Here is a 15,726-nt window from a genome sequence, read left to right on the forward strand (position 1 = left end):
TGGCGCCGGCGCCGCCTCATCCGGACGCCAGGTACGGAGGGTCGATTCCGGGCCCGCCTCAGGCGAAGGTGCCCGCGCGGGTGGCGGTGGCCGTGCCGCGGGAGGTGGAGCGGGTGAGCACGCCCGAGCCGGACGTCGAGGTGCGGCGGCCCGGGTCGGAGGCGCGGAAGCCCAGGCAGCCGGGGGAGTCGAGGTGGGAGCGGCCGCCGGAGCCGGAGGGATGTCCGGGGGAGTGGGAGGAGACCTGGCTCTGGGAGGTGTGTCAGGAGCATCAGCGGAGGCTCGCGTAGAAACCGGTCCCGCAAATCCCGCAAACGGCGCGTTGGGAACATAACGGCTCTCGGGAGTTCGGTCCGGGCACCGAGAGGGCTGTAGTAACGTGCGTGCCTGACCCAGGTAACGAGTTCGCAAACGGAGGAATCGAACGTGTCAGCCCCTCGATCAGCGGGTCTGATCGCGGTCGTCACGACGATCTCTTCGATGCTCGTGGGCCTGCCCGCATCGACCGTCCACGACCGTTCGTCAACGGCCGACGTCGCCGCGACGGTCCATGATCGCTCGCCGATGGCCGACACCGCGACGGCTCACGACCGTTTGTCAGCGGCTGAAGCCGTCGCGCCGGTCCGCGCGAGATCGTCCGCGCGTGCGGCTGCCGCAGCCTCTGCCGGGACGACTGAGTCCGGTTCCGCTGTGACGGCTCGCGATCGCTTTTCAACGGCTCAGGCCTCCGCGACTGCGCGAGTCCGGTCCTCCGTGCCCCAGATGGCCGCCGTTGATGCCGGTTCGAAGTCCGCTGCTACGGCCCGCGACCGCTCCTCCACGGCTCAGGTCACTGCGACGGCTCGCACAAGATCGTCCGTGTCCGAGGCTGCGGCCGGCGCTCCCGCCGGGTCGTCCCTGCCCAAGCACGCCATGCTGGCCGTGGACGCAGGCGGCCCTGCAAGCGGGTCTACGGTCAAGGTCGCCGCCGCCGTTCACGCTCGCCAGTTCGTGGCCCAAGTCGCCCGAACAGGGTCGCCTGTGGACGAGCTCACCGGTGCCGTCGACCCCGATGCCACCGTCGACGGGCTCGTCTCGACCGTGGAGCCTCCCGCCGAGGCCAACGGCGCCGCAGCGGCGGTCGTGCCTGATCCCGCTGGGCTCACGGCGTTGCGCAAGGAGGCCGAGAAGTCGGCCAGCGAGCTGGCCACCGCGCAGAAGGTGCTCGACAAGCGCACCAGCGACCTCAAGGCCTCCAACGACGCGCTCACCAGGAAGCTCAGGGACCTGGCCGCGGCCGAGACGGAGCTCACGCGTATGCGGCGGCCCATCTCGGACCTGGTCGAGCTGGTGTACCAGCAGCCCGTGGGCGACGGCGTGATCTCGTATCTGACGGGGGATGTGACCGCGGAGATGCTGCGCGCGCAGAGCGACGCGAGCGTGCTGGCCCAGGCCAATCAGATCCAGATGGACGCCGTCGCCAAGGTCTACGCCGACAAGCAGCGCCTGGCCGCCGAGGCGCAGGAGCTGAGAGCCACGAACCTGCTGGCGGCGGCCCAGGTCGAGGCCGAGGTCAGTACGCTGACCAAGCGCTCGGAGAAGGTCGTGCAGTCGCTGACCAAGGCGCTGGTGAAGCTCGGCATCAAGATCGACAAGGTGGGACGGGCCGCCTTCGCGTGCAACCCGCTGCGGATCGACGCGACCAAGGACTATCCCAACGGCCTCATCCCCAAGAACATCCTCTGCCCGATCCAGCAGCGCGGCCACCTGCTGAGGGCCGACGCGGCCATCGCGTTCGTCTCGCTCAACGAGGCGTACACGCGGCATTTCGGCAAGCCGATCTGCGTCACGGACGCCTACAGGACGCTGGGGGAGCAGCAGTCGGTCTACTACCGCAGGCCCGGCTTCGCGGCGGTGCCAGGACGCAGCAACCACGGGCTCGGGATGGCCGTGGACCTGTGTGGAGGGGTGCAGTCGGGAGGGACGCCGCAGTTCCGGTGGATGGAGGCCAACTCCAAGAGGTACGGCTGGTTCCATCCCGACTGGGCCTACAGCAACCCCTACGAGCCGTGGCACTGGGAGTACGACCCGGAGATCGACTCCCTGCGCTGAGCTAGACCGGCACGACCTCGACGCAGCAGTGGCTGCAGCGGGAGGCGGCCCTGGGGATCTCCGACAGGCACGCAGGGCACTCGCGGTGGGTGACCTCCTCCCTGCCCTCACGCGCCTCCTTGTAGCGGGTGTAGGGCCTGATGACCAGGAAGTACATCACCGCGGCGATCATCAGGAACGACACCAGTGTGTTGAGGAAGTTGCCGTACTTGAACCGCGCCTCGCCCACCGTGAGTGTCAGCGAGCTGAAGTCGGGCAGCCCGCCGAACGCGGAGATCAGCGGCGTCAGCAGGTCGGCGACGAAGGACGTGACGATGGCGCCGAACGCCGCGCCGATGACGACCGCGACGGCCAGGTCGATGACGTTTCCCTGGACGAGAAACTTCTTGAATCCGCTCATGACCACAAAGCGTAGCGAAGCGCATACGGTCAGTGCGGATGAAGGGTCACCGACAGGCGTCCGCCTGCCTGGGCGGCCGCGAGCATCCTGGCCTGGTCGAGGCTGGTGGCGAGCACGACGAGGGCGCCCGCCTCGCTGTGGCTCGAGGGGATGGCGATGACGGGCACGCGCTCGGCGACCGTCAGCGCGGGCTGGCCGCCGTCCCATGCGGCGAGCACGCCGATGGCGTCGCCGGGAGCGAGCAGGCGGGCGGCGTCGGGATCGGCGATGCGTACCGGGGTCGCGACCGTGCCCGGTGGAAGGGTGGCCAGCAGGCCGGGGCCGAGCAGCCGTACGTCGGTGACGGGCTCGCCTCTGCGCAGTGGAGAGGCGAGGACCTTTCCCGCCGCACCGGTGCGCAGCGCCCCGTCGGGTACGGCCTGCGAAGGAAGCCGGACGGCCCGCAGGTCACCGGGCCGGAGCGGCCCGGGCTTGAGATCCTTGGCGGCGACCAGAACGGTGGTCGTCGGGCCGGGACCCGGGCGCAGGACGGTGAGCCCGCACGCCAACGCCAGGGCGGCCAGCGCCGCGGCGAGGAGACGGCGTCGCCGCCTGAAGGCTCGGATCCAGGCACGCATTGAGAACTCCAGGGGGTGCGTGGTCGGCCGGGCCGTACGTCAGGGGAGGTCGAAGGGGAGCTTGATGCCGTCGAGCGCCGAGCCGCAGGCGCAGGTGCGCTCCTGGGGCAGGGCCTCGACCGCGTCGGCCACCAGGGAGCGCATCTTGGTCACGTTGGTCGCGAAGAAGCGCAGGACCTCTTCGTGGGTGACGCCCTCGCCCGCCTCGACCCCGGCGTCATGGTCGGTGACCAGGGAGAGCGAGGTGTAGCAGAGGGCCAGCTCCCTGGCCAGCACGGCCTCGGGGAAGCCGGTCATGCCGACGATCGTCCAGCCGTTGCGGGCGAACCACTGCGACTCGGCGCGGGTGGAGAAGCGCGGGCCTTCGATGACGACGAGGGTGCCGCCGTCGACGATGTCCCAGCCGCCCGAGCGGGCCGCGGAGACGGCCACCGCGCGCCCTGTGGGGCAGTAGGGGTCGGCGAAGGAGACGTGGACGGCGCCGCCCGCGTCGTAGTAGGTCTGCACGCGGCCGGAGGTGCGGTCGACGAGCTGGTCGGGGACGACGATGGCGCCGGGCCCGTGCTCGGCCTTCAGGGAGCCGACCGCGCTGGGTGCCAGGACCTGGCGCACCCCGAGCGAACGCAGCGCCCACAGGTTGGCGCGGTAGGGGATGCGGTGAGGGGGGTGGCGGTGGTCACGGCCGTGCCGGGGGAGGAAGGCCACGGATCGCGCGCCGATGCGCCCGACCGTGACCACGTCGCTGGGCGGCCCGTAGGGCGTCGTGAGCTCGACTTCCTGGGCGTCGTCGAGCAGGGAGTAGAGCCCTGACCCGCCGATGACGCCGATATCTGCGCGATTGACCATGGGCGAGAGATTAGCGCCAAGGGCCGGAGCGCAGCAGGAGTAGAACGCGGTTCTGTGGACGAAGGCGGCGGGGGCGTAGGTGCTTGTGGACCACGGTGGCGAGGGAGGGGCGCCAGTGGACAACGGTCGCGGGGAGGAAGCTTATGGGCGTTACTCCGAAGAGTAGTCAAATGATCGCGAAGGGTATGCTCAGAGCGGTGCGTCCGAGAAGGACCAGCGCCTCCGAGAAAGAACAGTGCATCCGAGAAAGACCGGCGCATCCGAGAAGGACCAGTACGTCTGAGAAGGAGCTGACCCGATGCAAGAGCGGCAGAAGGGCCTCGGCCTGATCCTCGTCGCGCTCATGCTCGGCATGCTCCTGGCCGCCCTCGACCAGACCATCGTCTCCACCGCCCTGCCCACCATCGTCAGCGACCTCGGCGGCCTCGAGCAGCTCTCCTGGGTCGTCACCGGCTACCTGCTGGCCTCCACGGTCTCCACCCCGCTGTGGGGCAAACTGGGCGACCAGTACGGCCGCAAGAGCCTCTTCATCGCCGCGATCGTCGTCTTCCTCATCGGCTCGGCCCTCTGCGGCCTCAGCCAGTCGATGGGCCAGCTCATCGCCTTCCGCTCCCTGCAGGGGCTCGGCGGCGGCGGCCTGATGGTCCTCGCGCAGGCCATCGTCGGCGACGTGGTCCCGCCCCGCGAACGCGGCAAGTACCAGGGCTTCTTCGGCGCCGTCTTCGCCGTCTCCAGCATCGTCGGCCCGCTCCTCGGCGGCTTCTTCGTCGACAACCTCTCCTGGCACTGGGTCTTCTACATCAACCTGCCCATCGCCGCCGTCGCGCTGATCGTGATCGTCGCGGTGCTGCCCGGCAGGTCCACCCGCACCCACCACACGATCGACTACGCGGGAATGGCGCTGCTCGGCAGCGCGACCTCCTGCCTGGTCCTGCTGGCGACCTGGGGCGGCACCGTCTACCCGTGGTCCGACCCGATGATCTGGGGGCTGGGCCTGGCGGCGCTGGCCATGCTGGTGGGCTGGTGGTTCGTGGCGAGGGCCGCGGACGAGCCCGTCATGCCGCTGCGGCTGTTCGCGCTGCGCAGCTTCACCATGTCGTCCCTGGTGGGCTTCGTCGTCGGCTTCGGCATGCTCGGCGCGCTGACGTATCTGCCGCTGTTCATCCAGGTCGTGTACGGCGTGAGCGCCACCCTGTCAGGGGTCCACCTGCTGCCCATGATGGCGGGAATGCTCACCATGTCCATCGTGAGCGGCCAGGTCGTCTCGCGCACGGGTCGCTACAGGTTCTTCCCGATCCTCGGCACGGCCGTGGCGACGCTGGGGATGTTCCTGCTGTCCCGCCTGACCGAACACAGCTCCACCCTCACGATGAGCATCGACCTGCTCGTGCTGGGGGCCGGGCTCGGGATGGTGATGCAGGTGCTCGTCATCGTCGTGCAGAACGCCGTGGGCTACGAGGACCTCGGCGTCGCCACCTCAGGCGCGATCTTCTTCCGCTCGATCGGCGGCTCGTTCGGCGTCGCCGTCCTCGGGGCGGTCTTCACCGGCCGGCTCAACGACGACCTGCGGGCGGTGGTCGCCACCGTACGGCTGCCCGCCGGGTTCGACCCCGCGCGGGTGCAGGAGGACCCGACCGTCATCAGGAAGCTTCCCCCCGCGCTCGGCGCCGAGTTCCTGCACGTCTACGCCGACGCGATCTCCAGGGTGTTCGCCGTGGCGGCCCCGATCATGTTCGTGGCGTTCGTGCTGTCATGGTTCATCCCCGAACAGCCGCTCAGGAAGACCGTGAAGGCCGTCGACCTTGGCGAGGGCCTGGGCGCCACGTCCGCCGAGCGCTCGTCGCTGGCCGAGGTCGAGCGAGGTCTGGTACGGCTGGCCGACAGCGACCTGCGTAAGGACTACTACGCCAGGCTCGGCGCGCTCGCGGGGCTCGACAACGTGCCCCCCGCCGGGGTCTGGATCATCGCCAGGCTCGGGGGTGAAGGCTGGGTCGGCGCCCAGGAGCTTGCCGACAGGGGCAGGGTCACCAGGGCGGAGGGCAGGCCGTACGCCGAGCAGCTGATCGAGGCCGGACTGCTCACGCGGTCGACGGACGGAGAGTCGCTGCGGCTGACGGCCTACGGCGAGCACATGGCTGAGACCCTGCTCGCGCACGCAAGGCAGGGACTCAAGGAACTCATCGACGACTGGGGCCCGCACCCCGAGCTCCAGCACCTGCTGGACCGCCTGTGCCCAGAACTGCTGGGCGCCGAGGTGGACAGGCCTAGCTAGAGGCGGCGCTGGAGGCGGCGGGAGCGGGGGTCGCGGCCGCGGCGGGGGTGGAGGTGCTCTCAGCGGGCTTGGCGGGGGTCGTCGTCGGCGTGCTGGTCGCGGACGAGGACCGGTTGTCGGTGCGGTAGAAGCCCGAGCCCTTGAAAACGATGCCGACGGCCGAGAAAACCTTGCGCAGCTGTCCCTCGCAGTTGGGGCAGATGGTCAAAGCGTCGTCCGAGAACTTCTGGACGACCTCGAGCGGTTGACCGCAGTCGTTGCAGACGTACTGGTACGTGGGCACGCGCTCCTCCTCAGGTTGGCACTCGACGCACGCGACTGCTAATCATAAACGCTCCTTGGGTGCGACTCATTCCATACCGCGCTCGCCGTACCATCCGGCCAGCTTGCCCCTGCGGCTGACCGCCCGCAGCCGCCGTTCGACCTGCTCCCGGCAGGAGGCGGTGGTGACGACCAGCAGCTGGTCCTCGGACCTCAGCCTGGTGGTGCCCGTCGGCACGAACGTACGGCCCTCGCGGACGATCAGCGTGACGGCCGCGTCGACGGGCAGCCGCAGCTCGAAGACCTCCACGCCGTGCAGGAGCGAGCCCTGAGGCACCTTGACCTGGAGCAGGTCGGCGTTCAGCTGCTCCAGGGGCGCGGACTCCACGTCGAGGTCGCGCGCCTCGCCTTCGGCGGCCACGCCGAGCACTCTGGCGACGTAGGGCAGCGTGGGGCCCTGCAGCAGCGTGAACACGATCACGATGACGAAGACCTGGTTGAACAGGTGCTCGGCATGGCCCACGCCCGCGGCCCACGGAATCGTGGCCAGCACGATCGGCACCGCGCCGCGCAGCCCCGCCCACGACAGGAACGCCTGTTCTCGCCAGTCGATGCCGTCGAGGCGGGCCAGCCTGACCAGGAAGGCGCAGGCGATCACCGACAGCGGTCTGGCCAGCAGGACCAGGACCGTTCCCGCGATGAGCCCCGGCACGACGTCCACCGGCATCTCGAGTGGACTGGCCAGCAGGCCCAGCATCACGAACAGGCCGATCTGCGCGAGCCACGCCGCGCCCTCGGCGAAACCGCGGGTGGCCGCCCTGTGCGGGAGCCTGGCGTTGCCGAGGATCAGCGCCGTCAGGTAGACGGCCAGGAAGCCCGAACCGTGCAGGAGCACGGCGCCGCCGTACGCCACGAAGGTGAGCGCCAGCACCGCGATCGGGTACAGGCCCGAGGCCGGCAGGGCCACGCGGCGCAGGGCGTAGGCGCCCGCCGGGCCCAGCAGCCCCGCCACCGCCGCGCCGATGGCCAGCTCCATCGCCGCGTGCATGACGAACTCGCCCACGCTCGGCACGGGCTTGCCCACCTGGCTGAGCAGCACCACCACGATGACCGTGGGCGCGTCGTTGAACCCGGACTCCGCCTCGAGGATCCCCGACAGCCTGGTGGGCAACGGGAGGCGACGCAGCACGGAGAAGACCGCGGCGGCGTCGGTGGAGGCGAGGACCGCGCCGAGTATCAGCGCGGTGCGCCAGTCGGCTCCGAGCAGCCCCTGGACGGCAAGCGCCACCACCACGATGCTGACGGCCACCCCGAGCGTGGCCAGAGCCATCGCGGTGGGCACGGATTTTCGGACGTGGCTCCATGTCGTGGTCAGGCCGCCTTCGGCCAGGATCAGCGCCAGCGCGCCGAGGCCGACCTGCTGAGCGATCATCGGATCGTCGAAGGGGATGCCGAAGCCGCTCTCGCCGAGCAGGAAACCGAAGCCGAGGAAGAGCAGGAGGCTGGGCAGGCCGCTGCGGTGCGCGACCCTGACCGAGGCGATGGCCGCGATGACGACGACCGCTCCGAGAAGAAGCCAGACGTCGAGCTTCATCCGGCCCCCTCTCTGTTTCCTGAGGGCTATTGTCGCGTACATAAGCCGCTAGTCCGGACTGCCGGCCAGCGCTATGCTCGCGCGATGTTACGCCGTTTTATGATCATCGGCGGTTTGCTGGTCGCGATGGTGCTCGCGGGTGGATTCGCCCTGCTGATGCAGCGACAGTACGTCTATGACGGGAACATCCGGCGGATCGCCGAGCCCTTTCCCGTCGAGTCCGAGCGCCCCGGCAAGACGGTGGGCGAGGCGCAGAACTGGCTGCTCATCGGCTCGGACCGGCGTCCGGGCGAGCAGGGCGCGCAACGCGCCGACACGATCATGATTCTTCATCTTCCCGCCGATCGACGGCGGATCTACGTCGTCGGCATCCCACGTGACGCCTACGTCCCCATCAAGGGCCACGGGAACGACAAGATCAACGCCAGTTACGCCTATGGCGGTCCCCGACTGCTGATCTCGACGGTGGAACGTTTCACGGGCGTGCGGATCGACCACTTCGCCGCCGTCGACTTCGCCGGGTTCGTCGCCATGACCAGAGCGCTCGGCGGCGTGGACGTGTACGTGGCCCGCACGACCTACGATCCGATGAACAAGGTGACCTGGAAGCAGGGCAAGGTCCACCTGGACGGCGAGCAGAGCCTCCTGTTCGTACGGCAGCGCTACAACCTGCCGGGCGGCGACTTCGACAGGATCAGGCGGCAGCAGGCCGTGATCAAGGCCATGGGGCGGAAGCTGCGTGACAGCAGCCTGTTCGCCATCGACGCGTTCCTGCAGGAGTCGACCAAGTCGCTCAGCGTGGACCCGGGCGTGACCATGAGCCTCCTTCGCGGCCTGGCGTTCGACCTTCGAGGGGTCGAGGACCTGACCGCCCTCACCACGCCGCACCTCGGCTCGGCGACCATCAGGGGCGCCAGCGTGGTGAAGATCGACGAGAAGAAGGCGGAGAAGCTGTTCGCGGCCGTCAGGCAGGACGCCCTCGCCGACTACGTGGAGGCGAACGGCGGGATCAACGATACGGAGTTGCTGTACTGAGGTTGACCAGGCCCCCGGGGTGGACCGCCCAGCGGACGGGCTGGTCGTGGGGCTCGGAGGGGACGCCGTCGATCAGTTCGTCGTCGTGCAGGAGGGCGACGGTCGGCACGTTGGGGCCCACTCTTGCCAGCGCGCGGTCGTAGGAGCCGCCGCCGCGGCCCAGCCGTACGCCCGAGGTTCTGTCGACGGCCAGGGCAGGGACGATCACCAGCGCGGCGGTGCGGATCGTCTCGACGCCCCTGCGCGTGTCGACCGGCTCCATGATCCCGAACCGCCCGGGCGCGAGCGTGTCCGGGCCGTCGTAGACCGCCCAGTCGAGATCGTCGTCGTCGCGCAGCACCGGCAGCATCACGGTCGCGCCGTGCTTCCACAGGGCGAACACCAGTCCGTGTGTCTCGGGTTCGTCGCCGATCGACCAGTAGCAGGCCACCAGCCCGGCCATCTGGACCCATGGCTGGTCGAGCAGCGTTTCGCGGATCCGCCGCGCGTTCTCCCGCCTCTTCTGCTCGGGAATGGCGGCGCGCTGCCTCGTCAGCTTGAGGCGCAGGTTCAGCTTGTCCACAGATACCTCCAGTAGGGTCGCCTGTATGGCTGACTTCGACCCTGTGACGAAAGCCGTCGTGCCCGCCGCGGGTCTGGGCACCCGGTTCCTCCCGGCGACCAAGGCAACTCCCAAGGAGATGCTGCCGATCGTCGACAAGCCCGCGATCCAGTATGTCGTCGAAGAGGCCGCCTCTGCCGGGCTCCTCGACCTGCTGATGGTGACCGGCAAGAACAAGCGCTCCATCGAAGACCACTTCGACCGCGCGTTCGAGCTCGAAGGCGCCCTTGAGGCCAAGGGCGACGAGGAACGGCTCTCCCAGGTCCTCGAGCCTGCCTCGCTGGCCACCCTGCACTACGTGCGGCAGGGCGAGCCCAAGGGCCTCGGGCACGCCGTGCTCTGCGCCAAGCAGCACGTCGGTGACCACCCCTTCGCCTGCCTGCTCGGCGACGACCTGATCGACTATCGCGACCACCTGCTCAAGCGCATGATCAAGGTGCGCGACACCTACGGCGGCAGCGTCGTGGCGCTGATGGAGGTGCCCAAGGAGCAGGTCTCCCTGTACGGCGTGGCCACCATCTCGCCGACCTCCGAGGACGACGTCGTGCGCGTCACCGACCTGGTGGAGAAGCCGGCTGTCGACGAGGCGCCGTCCAACTGGGCGGTCATCGGGCGCTACGTGATCGACCCGGCCGTCTTCGAGGTGCTGGAGAACACCCCGCCGGGCAGAGGCGGCGAGATCCAGCTCACCGACGCGCTGCGCACGCTGGCGACGCGCGGGAGCGACGAGGGCGGCCCGGTGCACGGCGTGCTGTTCCGCGGCCGCCGCTACGACACGGGCGACAAGCTCGACTACCTGCGCACGGTGGTGAAGTTCGCCGCCGATCGTGAGGATCTCGCCCCGGACTTTGTACCGTGGCTGCGTGAGTTCCTCGATGAAATCAGTTGACGCGCACCTGGCCGACATCCTCGCCACGGTTCGCACGCTGGCCCCGCTCGAGCTCGAGCTCGAGCGGGCGCTCGGCACGACGCTGGCCGAGGAGGTCTCCTCGCCGGTGCCGCTGCCGCCCTTCGACAATTCCGCGATGGACGGCTATGCCGTCAGGGCGGCCGACGTCGCCGCCGCGCCGGTGTCGCTTCCCGTCATCGACGACATCGCGGCGGGGTCGGGCGAGCTCAGGGCGATCGGCCAGGGGCATGCCGTACGCATCATGACCGGCGCGCCGCTGCCCGCGGGCGCCGACGCGGTCGTGCCGGTGGAGTGGACCGACGGCGGCACCGTCACCGTGCGCATCGACCGTCCCGTGCGGGAGGGCAACGCCGTACGGCGGGCGGGGGAGGACGTGCAGGCCGGTGAGGTCGTGCTCAAGCCCGGCACCACGATCGGCGCCGCCCAGCTCGGCATCATCGCGGGCACCGGACGCCGTCGCGTCTGGGTGCGCCCGCGTCCGCGCGTCGTCGTGCTCTCGACGGGCGCCGAGCTCGTCGAGCCCGGCACGCAGCTGGGCCCGGGCCAGATCTGGGACTCCAACAGCTTCACTCTCACCGCCGCCGTCCGCGAGGCCGGTGGCGACGGCTTCCGCGCGGGCACGGTGACCGACGACCCCGCCGCCTTCCTCGACCAGCTCGACGCCCAGCTCGTGCGCGCCGACGCCGTCATCACCAGCGGCGGGGTCTCCATGGGTGCCTACGAGCCGGTCAAGGAGGCGCTCGGCCCGCTCGGCACCGTCAGGTTCGAGAAGGTCGCCATGCAGCCGGGCATGCCGCAGGGCTTCGGCGTGGTCGGCGACGACCAGGTCCCGATCTTCACCCTGCCCGGCAACCCGGTCTCGTCCTACGTCTCCTTCCAGCTGTTCGTACGGCCGGCGCTGCGCAAGATGCGCGGCCTGCCCGCAGGACCTCCCGCCACACGCCCGGCGCACCTCCTCGCGCCCCTGCACTCGCCCGAGGGTAAGCGGTCGTTCCTGCGCGGGGTGCTGGCCGACGACGGCACGGTCACGCCGGTCCACGGGCAGGGCTCGCACCAGCTGGCCGCGCTCGCCCTGGCCAACTGCCTCATCATGGTGCCCGAGCAGGTCACCGAGGTGCCTTCAGGAGCTTCTGTACAGGTGATTCGGATATGAGTGGTTTCACGCATCTCGACGAGACAGGCGCGGCGCGCATGGTCGACGTCGCAGGAAAGGACGTCTCCGTCCGTACGGCCACCGCCACGGGGCGGGTCGTGCTCTCGCAGGAGGTCGTCGCGCTGCTGCGCTCGGGCGAGGTCCCCAAGGGCGACGCCCTAGGCGTAGCCCGCATCGCGGGCATCATGGGGGCCAAGCGCACGCCCGACCTCATCCCGCTGTGCCACCCGATCGCGCTGCACGGCGTGTCGGTGACGCTCGCCGTGGGCGACTCGGGGGTGGAGATCACCTGCGTGGTGAAGACCGCCGACAGGACCGGCGTCGAGATGGAGGCGCTGACCGCGGTCACCGTGGCGGGCCTCGCGCTCATCGACATGGTGAAGGCGGTGGACCCCGCGGCAGTGATCACCGACGTGCGCGTGGAGGAGAAGACCGGCGGCAAGACCGGACTCTGGAGACGTCCTTGATCCGCGCGCTGGTCATCACCGTCTCGAACCGCGCCTCGGCGGGCGTCTACGCCGACAAGTCGGGGCCGCTCCTCGCCTCGCTCCTGTCCGAAGCGGGCTGCGCGGTGACCGGGCCCGTCGTGGTGCCCGACGGGCCGCCGGTGGAGGAGGAGCTGCGGGCAGGGGTCGCCAGGGGCTACGAGGTGATCGTCACGACCGGCGGCACCGGGCTGACGCCCCAGGACCTCACCCCGGAGATGACGGCCAAGGTCATTTCCCGGGAAATTCCTGGCATCGCCGAGGCCATCAGACAGGCGAACAGGGCCCAAGTGCCGACCTCGGTCCTGTCTCGCGGACTGGCGGGACAGGCGGGCGGCACGCTCATCGTCAATCTGCCCGGCTCCTCGGGAGGCGTCAGGGACGGCGTCGCCGTCCTCGCGCCCATCCTGGCGCACGCCGTCGACCAGATCCGCGGCGGCGACCACCCACGCTGACCTCCTGCCGATCCATGGCGGCTTCCTGCGTCTTGGGGGGATGATGAGGATGTGGATCGACTTCGTGGCTGGCCGGTGACCCTGACAGAGGGGCCGGTGGGGTTGCGCCCGCTACGCCTTGGCGACGTGCGCGTCTGGCGCGACACCCGCCTGCGCAACGCCGACTGGCTACGTCCATGGGAGCCGAGCAACCCCGAGACGCCGCTGTTCAGGACCGGGCTCGGGCCGTACCTGTCGATGGTGACCACCCTGCGCAGAGAGGCCCGTCAGGGGCTGTCCATGCCGTGGGTCGTCACCCATGAAGGCCGCTTCGCCGGCCAGCTCACCGTCGGCGCCATCGTCTGGGGCTCGGCGCGCTCCGCGCAGGTCGGCTACTGGATCGACGGCGCGCTGGCCGGACGCGGCATCACACCCACCGCCCTGGCCATGGCGGTGGACCACTGTTTCTTCACCACGGGCCTGCACAGACTCGAGGCCAACATCCGTCCCGAGAACCACGCCAGCCGCAGAGTGGTTGAGAAGCTGGGGTTCAGGGAAGAAGGCATTCGTCGGCGTCAACTCCACATCGACGGGGCCTGGCGGGACCACATCTGCTACGCGTTGACCGTGGAGGACGTCCCTCGCGGGCTGCTCGTCCAGTGGCGTCGCGCCGGTTCATCACATGAAGAGGTTTGACGATCTCGCGACACACCGCACCGAATGCTCGTCAATTAGTGACACGCGGTCTTACGGTGCGTGACGTGAGCACATCGAAGACGCCAAGAGCACCTATGCGTCTTCGTGCTGCCCTCAGGGCGGCTCCCTCGATCTCCGGGGCGCTTGGTGCGGCTCTGCTCGGCGCTCGGAGGTGGCCGTGAGCAGCGTGTTGCTTTACCTCGCCATCGTGGTCATGTGGTTGTGCGTCCTGGTGCCGATGTGGTTGCGCAGGGACCGCAGCAACCTGGCCGAGCTAGAGGAGTTCTACGCCGCCGAGGTGACGGGGCCCGTCCCCGTGCTGTCGGTCGCCACTCCCGCCGAGCCGCACGAGGTCGCCGAGCCCGTCGAGACGGACTACGCGCCGCTCTCCGACGACACGATCAGCGAGCTCAACCGGCAGTCGATGGACCTGCGCAGGCTCAAGGGCCGGCGCCGGGCGATCATCGTAGCGCGCCGCAGGCGGATGTTGTTCTTCTCCATCCTGCTGGTGCTCGCCTCCGTGGTGACCGCCGCCGTCCAGGTCATCCCCTGGTGGGGCGTGGCCCCCGCGGGGGTGCTCATGACGGGCTACCTCACCGTGCTGCGCATGGCCGTACGGGTGGACAGGGAGCGCAGGCAGCGCGCCGTGGAGGCTCGCGCGGCCCGTCTGCGCAGGCTGAGGGAGCGGCAGCGGGCGGAGGCGCTGGCGGCCGAGCAGGCGGAGGCGGAGATCCTGGAGTTCAGGCAGCCGGACGTCCTGTTCGACCAGTACGCCGACCCACCTCGGCGCGCGGTGGGGGACTGAGCGAGACTCTGGCGCAAGGACTCCTGGAAGTTTGCTAATCTAATCGAGGTCGTTGGGGATGTAGCGCAGTCCGGTAGCGCACTTCGTTCGCATCGAAGGGGTCAGGGGTTCGAATCCCCTCATCTCCACCACGAAGTACCAGGTGACAAGGGGTTTCGGAGTTGATCCGAGGCCCCTTTTCGCTGTCTGAGGGCCGCTGGGAGCCAATCGGGGAGCCACCTCACGCGGACTTACGCTTCCTTCTCTTACCGTCGCCGAAGACGGCGTTCATGGTTTCGGCACCCTTGGTGATCACGGGCTTGAGCTGCTTGCGGTACACGGCTTCCGTGACCCGGGTACCTGTGTGCCCGACGAGCTCTGCACCAAGTTCGGCGGCCGGTCTGGCAGGAGGAGCCGCAGTGGCCGCTCTGCGTTCGGCACGAGCGTCCGATGGGGCTCGTCGGGCAGTTCAGGCTCCCCGGCAGGCCGATCCGGATGGCCTATCTCGCCGACCTACTTCGTCGATCCTCGCCACCCGATGAGCAGGCTGGTCGAGTGCGTCCCCAGGGGGATCGTCAGAACCCGGAAAACCAAGCGGAGGCGTCGGACGTTGGCTGATCATAGGACGGAGGAGGCCTCATGCGAAGAATGATCGCCTGCCTGTCTTTGGTGCTTCTCCTGTCCTCCTGCGGCGGGGACCATGAGGCCTCGCCCGGCGGGTCCCATGGCGCATCGCGTGACGAGTTCGAGACGCGTGCCCGGGAGGTGGCAGAGCGCTGGCAGGGCTCGGCCGACGACCACGCCTGGCGCAAAGGGTTCGTTGCGCTGGAAGTCCTGAACCCGCAGGGATGGAACCACGTGAGCCAAAGCCCGGCCTGGGTGAACAGAAGCTCGCACAACGGTGCCTGGAGGCTGGCCGCCAAGCTGCCTGCGAACTCCCCGCACCGCGCCGACGTGCGATGGCCGGACGGCGAGGTCTCGCAGGTGCCGCTCATCTCGGCGGCTAGCGCGTACGAGGAGTTCAGCAAACCGGCGGACCTCATCGAAGAGGAGTGCCCGGCCAAGAAATGCCGCCCGCTCCGGGTCACCGGCGCCAGACTGGGCAAGGTCTCGCTGGAGACCAGCCGCGGCGCAATCCAGGTGCCCGCCTGGATGTTCACCGTCGAGGGAGTCGAGCAGAAGAAGGTCCACGTGGCGGTAGACCCCTCGGCCGTCACCGCCCGTCCCGAACGGATACAGGGAGGGTTCGAAGAGGTGATGGCGTTCGACCTCGTCGCCGGCAAGCCTGACGAGCTGCTTATCCGCTACGGGTTCGGCGCCTGCGACACCGTTCACGGGCCGCGCGCTTACGAGACCGACCAACTGGTGGTGATCGACATGGACGAGGAGGACTCCAGCTCTGGCAAGCCTTGCCCGGCGATTCTCAAGACGGCGACGACTACCGTCACGCTGACCCGACCGCTCGGCGACCGCCTCGTACTTGACTCCGGCACTGGGCTGCCGGTGCTGCGGGGACTGAACAGGCGCTGACGGCCCGTGGTACACGT

The 15,726-nt window shown here is 69.5% G+C and carries 16 protein-coding genes and 1 tRNA gene; 11 read left to right on the forward strand and 6 right to left on the reverse strand.

The window, feature by feature from the left end; translation table 11 throughout:
* Nucleotides 1-858: 858 nt before the first annotated feature.
* Nucleotides 859-2,091 carry a D-alanyl-D-alanine carboxypeptidase family protein gene (locus FHR33_RS30455; protein ID WP_312895786.1) on the forward strand — a complete coding sequence of 411 codons (1,233 nt, stop codon included), beginning with the start codon at nucleotides 859-861 and terminating at the stop codon, nucleotides 2,089-2,091.
* 1 nt (nucleotide 2,092) lies between these two features.
* Here FHR33_RS30455 and mscL read toward each other — a convergent pair whose 3' ends face one another.
* The 3 genes from mscL to FHR33_RS30470 are packed head-to-tail and all read right to left on the reverse strand — an operon-like array spanning nucleotide 2,093 to nucleotide 3,954.
* Nucleotides 2,093-2,491, reverse strand: coding sequence for a large conductance mechanosensitive channel protein MscL (gene mscL / locus FHR33_RS30460; RefSeq protein ID WP_183654932.1), 399 nt, complete (start codon nucleotides 2,489-2,491; stop codon nucleotides 2,093-2,095).
* 29 nt (nucleotides 2,492-2,520) lie between these two features.
* A complete protein-coding gene (gene cpaB, locus FHR33_RS30465; protein WP_183654935.1) occupies nucleotides 2,521-3,108 on the reverse strand; it encodes a Flp pilus assembly protein CpaB in 588 nt (195 codons plus the stop codon).
* 39 nt (nucleotides 3,109-3,147) lie between these two features.
* The gene (locus tag FHR33_RS30470) at nucleotides 3,148-3,954 is read right to left on the reverse strand and encodes an S-methyl-5'-thioadenosine phosphorylase (protein ID WP_183654939.1); all 807 of its coding nucleotides are present in this window, start codon (nucleotides 3,952-3,954) and stop codon (nucleotides 3,148-3,150) included.
* A gap of 298 nt (nucleotides 3,955-4,252) precedes the next feature.
* Here FHR33_RS30470 and FHR33_RS30475 point away from each other — a divergent pair, with 298 nt between their 5' ends.
* Complete coding sequence (locus FHR33_RS30475) at nucleotides 4,253-6,226, forward strand: MDR family MFS transporter (protein ID WP_183654942.1); 1,974 nt, start codon at nucleotides 4,253-4,255, stop codon at nucleotides 6,224-6,226.
* Here FHR33_RS30475 and FHR33_RS30480 read toward each other — a convergent pair.
* Together FHR33_RS30480 and FHR33_RS30485 are read right to left on the reverse strand one after the other, a co-directional pair.
* On the reverse strand, nucleotides 6,219-6,509 hold the full coding sequence (locus FHR33_RS30480; RefSeq protein ID WP_183654945.1) for an FmdB family zinc ribbon protein: 291 nt from the start codon (nucleotides 6,507-6,509) through the stop codon (nucleotides 6,219-6,221). The genes FHR33_RS30475 and FHR33_RS30480 overlap by 8 nt on opposite strands.
* 66 nt (nucleotides 6,510-6,575) lie before the next feature.
* A complete protein-coding gene (locus tag FHR33_RS30485; protein WP_183654948.1) occupies nucleotides 6,576-8,081 on the reverse strand; it encodes a potassium/proton antiporter in 1,506 nt (501 codons plus the stop codon).
* An 84-nt stretch (nucleotides 8,082-8,165) separates the two neighbouring features.
* Between FHR33_RS30485 and FHR33_RS30490 the strand changes: the two genes are divergently transcribed.
* A complete protein-coding gene (locus FHR33_RS30490; protein WP_183654951.1) occupies nucleotides 8,166-9,116 on the forward strand; it encodes an LCP family protein in 951 nt (316 codons plus the stop codon).
* On the opposite strand, the gene FHR33_RS30495 is transcribed toward FHR33_RS30490, so the two are convergent.
* Nucleotides 9,091-9,678 (reverse strand): 5-formyltetrahydrofolate cyclo-ligase, encoded by a 588-nt coding sequence (locus FHR33_RS30495; RefSeq protein WP_183654954.1) that lies wholly within the window; start codon nucleotides 9,676-9,678, stop codon nucleotides 9,091-9,093. The two genes, FHR33_RS30490 and FHR33_RS30495, sit on opposite strands and share 26 nt — an antisense overlap.
* A 25-nt stretch (nucleotides 9,679-9,703) precedes the next feature.
* Between FHR33_RS30495 and galU the strand changes: the two genes are divergently transcribed.
* From galU to FHR33_RS30535, 8 genes are all read left to right on the forward strand, one after another.
* Nucleotides 9,704-10,606, forward strand: a complete 903-nt coding sequence (gene galU, locus FHR33_RS30500) for a UTP--glucose-1-phosphate uridylyltransferase GalU (protein ID WP_183654956.1) — start codon at nucleotides 9,704-9,706, stop codon at nucleotides 10,604-10,606.
* On the forward strand, nucleotides 10,593-11,780 hold the full coding sequence (gene glp, locus FHR33_RS30505; RefSeq protein ID WP_183660384.1) for a molybdotransferase-like divisome protein Glp: 1,188 nt from the start codon (nucleotides 10,593-10,595) through the stop codon (nucleotides 11,778-11,780). The genes galU and glp overlap by 14 nt, the downstream gene beginning before the upstream one ends.
* On the forward strand, nucleotides 11,777-12,247 hold the full coding sequence (moaC, locus tag FHR33_RS30510; protein WP_183654959.1) for a cyclic pyranopterin monophosphate synthase MoaC: 471 nt from the start codon (nucleotides 11,777-11,779) through the stop codon (nucleotides 12,245-12,247). The genes glp and moaC overlap by 4 nt, the downstream gene beginning before the upstream one ends.
* The gene (locus FHR33_RS30515; RefSeq protein ID WP_221241310.1) at nucleotides 12,244-12,720 is read left to right on the forward strand and encodes a MogA/MoaB family molybdenum cofactor biosynthesis protein; all 477 of its coding nucleotides are present in this window, start codon (nucleotides 12,244-12,246) and stop codon (nucleotides 12,718-12,720) included. The genes moaC and FHR33_RS30515 overlap by 4 nt, the downstream gene beginning before the upstream one ends.
* Nucleotides 12,721-12,771: 51 nt before the next feature.
* Entirely contained in the window at nucleotides 12,772-13,395 is a 624-nt protein-coding gene (locus FHR33_RS30520) for a GNAT family N-acetyltransferase (protein ID WP_183654962.1), read from the forward strand.
* A 178-nt stretch (nucleotides 13,396-13,573) separates the two neighbouring features.
* A complete protein-coding gene (gene sepX, locus FHR33_RS30525) occupies nucleotides 13,574-14,200 on the forward strand; it encodes a divisome protein SepX/GlpR (protein WP_183654964.1) in 627 nt (208 codons plus the stop codon).
* Between the two features lie 54 nt (nucleotides 14,201-14,254).
* Nucleotides 14,255-14,331, forward strand: a tRNA-Ala gene (locus FHR33_RS30530).
* A 487-nt stretch (nucleotides 14,332-14,818) separates the two neighbouring features.
* Nucleotides 14,819-15,709 (forward strand): hypothetical protein, encoded by an 891-nt coding sequence (locus tag FHR33_RS30535; protein ID WP_183654967.1) that lies wholly within the window; start codon nucleotides 14,819-14,821, stop codon nucleotides 15,707-15,709.
* Nucleotides 15,710-15,726: the final 17 nt, after the last annotated feature.

It is taken from the genome of Nonomuraea dietziae (assembly GCF_014195505.1).
GTDB lineage: Bacteria > Actinomycetota > Actinomycetes > Streptosporangiales > Streptosporangiaceae > Nonomuraea > Nonomuraea roseola.